This window comes from Bombella dulcis (assembly GCF_026385505.1).
Lineage (GTDB): Bacteria > Pseudomonadota > Alphaproteobacteria > Acetobacterales > Acetobacteraceae > Bombella > Bombella dulcis.
In genome coordinates this window covers 1-3198 of sequence record NZ_JANIDV010000013.1, presented here as the reverse complement: position 1 = coordinate 3198, position 3198 = coordinate 1, and the positions used below count along the sequence as shown (strand labels likewise).

The window sequence follows — 3198 nt, the reverse complement described above, 5'->3', positions numbered from 1 at the left end:
CCAAGGACGACGAAGCGGACAACGCTGAGAACGCCGAAACCACGGCGGAGAACGAGACTACAGAGGCGACGGATGGCATGGACGAAATGCTTGCAGCCATGAAAAGCGCAATGGAGAAGTCCGGCTGCTCACAGGAGCAGATTGACGCCTGTCTTTCCGCATGCAGGTCGACTGGCGGCTCCATGGACAATGAGAATACCGCCCCAAATTCCGGCGTCCCCGAAAAGAAGGTCGAGGATAAGGACGATGCGGAGGAAGAGCGCAAACGGGAAATGGCCACAGACCGGGCCATAAAGAAGGCTCTGGCCGCAGACCGTGCGATGCGCCGTTCTGCCGATGATGCCCGCCGCCTCGTCCGCCCGCTGGTTGGTGAGGTGCACGGAATGGACCGTGCCCCTGACATTTACCGCTATGCCCTACGGCAGTCCGGAATGGCGATGGACAGCCTGGATGGCGTCAATGAGGCGGGCCTCAAGGCTCTGGTCAATAGCCGGGTTCGCAGCGTCCATGCCGCCTACGAGCCAGCCATGGCGCATGACAGTGCCGCTACAAGCATCCTCTCTGACCTGGGCATCACAAAACTGCCCCGCATCCTATCTTGATAAGGAGAACACCATGGGCTTCCCCAATCGTGTCAATTATGCACCGCCTCTCGGAATGCCGGGACAGAGGGCAAGCGTAAATCCGACCCGGACAGCCATCCCCGGAGAACTCGGGCACTTTGCTGGCTCTACCGGCGTTGTCGTCGGCCATTTTGCATGGGTTCAGGATGATGATGTCACCGTATTGAACGCGCCACCAGCATCCAGCCCGAACGCTACCCCAACGGGCTTTGTCGTCCGGGACCAGAACAATATCAACCTTGGTAGCGTTCTCTCTCAGGCAACCATGACCCTCTATGCAGGCAACATGGTCACACTTCATACCGGCGGCGATTACTTTGCCATCGGGAGCACGGGGGCAAGCCGTGGGCAGGCAGTTTATGCCTCCACAACGGACGGCAGCATCCAGACTGGACCAGCAGGAAATCCCCCACAGGGAACGGTCGCCACAGGATGGGTTGTCACCCGTGATGCCCCGGCGGGGTCTGTAATGATCATCTCCAGAGCAGCAGGCCCCAATACTCCTGACATCCCCGCCCCTACCAACGGAAGCAGTAAATAATGAAAAGCCTTCATAGCGTAGCACCGACCCTAAGCCGCCATTACGGCATCCGGATGGCTGGCATCACCCATTTCTCCCACGAGAAGACTATCGGGATGGATTCCTCCCCATCCTACAGTCCCGTAACGGCTCCCAACTCCGGCGTCCCGGCGATTGTAGGGTCCACCATTGACCCGCAGGTAATCCGCTCCATTGTCACGCCCACCAAGTCTGAAGAGATTTATGGGGCGGTTCAGAAAGGCAGCCTTGAGCAGCGTATCGTCTATTTCCCCTTCTCGGAAAACCTTGGCTCTGTTGCGGCCTATGGTGATTTCAGTGATGCCGGGCAGGTCGGGGCCAACGTCAACTGGGAACCTCGTGAAGCCTTCATCTGGCAGACATGGATGCAGTATGGCGATATGGAAACCAGCATGATGGGCGCCGCATCCATTGGATGGGTCAATGAAATCCGCCAGTCCGCAGCCCTGACGATGAACAAGCAGCACAATCTTATCAACCTGTTTGGCATTGAGGGGAAGAACCTGCGGGGGGCACTAAATGATCCCGACCTCCCGCCCTCCATCCAGCCAACACCGAAGGCAGGCTCTGGCGGAAAGACGGTCACAGCATGGACAGATACAGGCGACCCGGTAGCTCTTCTGGCTGACATTCTCGCCTTGTTCCAGACGCTGAACATCCAGCTCCAGGGCAACATCGATATGAATTCCGACCTCGTCCTGGTCATCCCGTCTGAACTGTCCCAAACGCTGGTCTATACCAACAGCTTCGGCATCACCTTCAATGACATACTCAAGAAGGCCTTCCCGAATATGAATATCGTGACCCTGCCGGAGGCAGGTCTCTCCATGAACGGGGGAAATGGCTCTCTTAAACAGCGGGTCATGCAGCTTTTTGCTCCCGTGATTGATGGGGTCGAAACCGTGTTCACGGCCTTCATCTCCAAGCTGATCATGCACCGACTGGAAACCTATTCCACCAGCTACAGGCAGAAAGCCTCCCAAGCAGGAATGGGCACGGTCTGGAAGCGTCCGATGGCCTGCGCCACAATGGTAGGAGTCTGAACAATGGCAGAAACAGATAAGAAAGTGACAGTCTTCTGCCGTCACCCATCCGGGGTTGTCCTCTCTCTCTATCGTGAGGAGGAAGCCGAGGAGCGAGCAGCGTCCGCCCGGATGGGATACCCTAACATGTCGGCCCCGATACCTGTCGCCAGCATCACGCTGAACGGAGCGCGGGAAGATGTGCGCTTTCATGGACAGGAAAACCGTATTCTTGGTCTGGCCGGACGAACCGAGGTTCCAACTGATTTCTGGGAAGCCTGGAAGAAGCAGAACGCCACATCTTCTCTGCTATCAGGGCACGTCATCTTTGCAGAAACAAGCGAACAGCGAGGCATTTCCCGCCTCCAAGAGGTTGGCTCCGAGCGCACGGGATGGGAGGGGATTCCGCAGGAAAACTTCGGTCAGGGCAATAAGGTTTCAGCCGACATAGAAAGTATGCGACAAAGGAGAGGATAATGGCATCAGGTGTTGTTGACTTCTCCTATCCTGACTGGGCCGCCGCCTTCCCGCAGCTGGCCTCCACGGTCGCAGAGCCACAGGCGGGGTTCCTGTTCAGGCAGGCGTGCCTGTTCCTCGACAACACCCCCTACTCCATTGTCAAGAACTTGGATGAGCGGCGTGACCTCCTGTGGCTGCTCGTGGCACATCAGGCCCAGCTTGGCCTGAATGCTGCGGCAGGCAGCGGCTCATCCACTGGAGCGCAGGGCGTTGGCAGGCTGGCATCAGCCACCCGTGGCTCTGTCTCCGTCTCCTACGACGGGTCCGGCCTGCCGAACAATGCGGGCTGGTTAACACAGACGCAGTATGGCCTGACCTACTGGCAGGCAACGGCCAAGTACCGGCAGATGCGCTTTACCCCCGGTAGACCCCACCCGGCAAGGATATGGCCATGAGCGCACGTATGAAGGGTGGGACGAAACTCACAAAATATCTGACTGACCTCGGGCAGAATGCCTCCAATGCAAAGCGGGTA

4 protein-coding genes and 1 pseudogene are annotated in these 3198 nt (G+C 57.9%); all 5 read left to right on the top strand.

Going from position 1 to position 3198, the window contains the following annotated elements:
* Positions 1–602: pseudogene (locus NQF87_RS08645) on the top strand (hypothetical protein); the annotation flags it as partial.
* 13 nt (positions 603–615) lie between these two features.
* Complete coding sequence (locus tag NQF87_RS08640; protein ID WP_266128006.1) at positions 616–1164, top strand: structural cement protein Gp24; 549 nt, start codon at positions 616–618, stop codon at positions 1162–1164.
* The gene (locus tag NQF87_RS08635; RefSeq protein ID WP_266128005.1) at positions 1164–2225 is read left to right on the top strand and encodes a hypothetical protein; all 1062 of its coding nucleotides are present in this window, start codon (positions 1164–1166) and stop codon (positions 2223–2225) included. Before NQF87_RS08640 ends, NQF87_RS08635 begins: the two co-directional genes overlap by 1 nt.
* A 3-nt stretch (positions 2226–2228) precedes the next feature.
* The gene (locus NQF87_RS08630) at positions 2229–2681 is read left to right on the top strand and encodes a hypothetical protein (RefSeq protein WP_266128004.1); all 453 of its coding nucleotides are present in this window, start codon (positions 2229–2231) and stop codon (positions 2679–2681) included.
* Complete coding sequence (locus tag NQF87_RS08625; RefSeq protein WP_266128003.1) at positions 2681–3118, top strand: DUF4054 domain-containing protein; 438 nt, start codon at positions 2681–2683, stop codon at positions 3116–3118. Before NQF87_RS08630 ends, NQF87_RS08625 begins: the two co-directional genes overlap by 1 nt.
* Positions 3119–3198 lie beyond the last annotated feature (80 nt).

What these genes read in the sequence shown, in the direction of transcription:
- NQF87_RS08640 (WP_266128006.1), top strand. Translation starts at nt 616, where the DNA reads ATGGGCTTCCCCAATCGTGTCAATTATGCACCGCCTCTCGGAATGCCG.
- NQF87_RS08635 (WP_266128005.1), top strand. Translation starts at nt 1,164, where the DNA reads ATGAAAAGCCTTCATAGCGTAGCACCGACCCTAAGCCGCCATTACGGC.
- NQF87_RS08630 (WP_266128004.1), top strand. Translation starts at nt 2,229, where the DNA reads ATGGCAGAAACAGATAAGAAAGTGACAGTCTTCTGCCGTCACCCATCC.
- NQF87_RS08625 (WP_266128003.1), top strand. Translation starts at nt 2,681, where the DNA reads ATGGCATCAGGTGTTGTTGACTTCTCCTATCCTGACTGGGCCGCCGCC.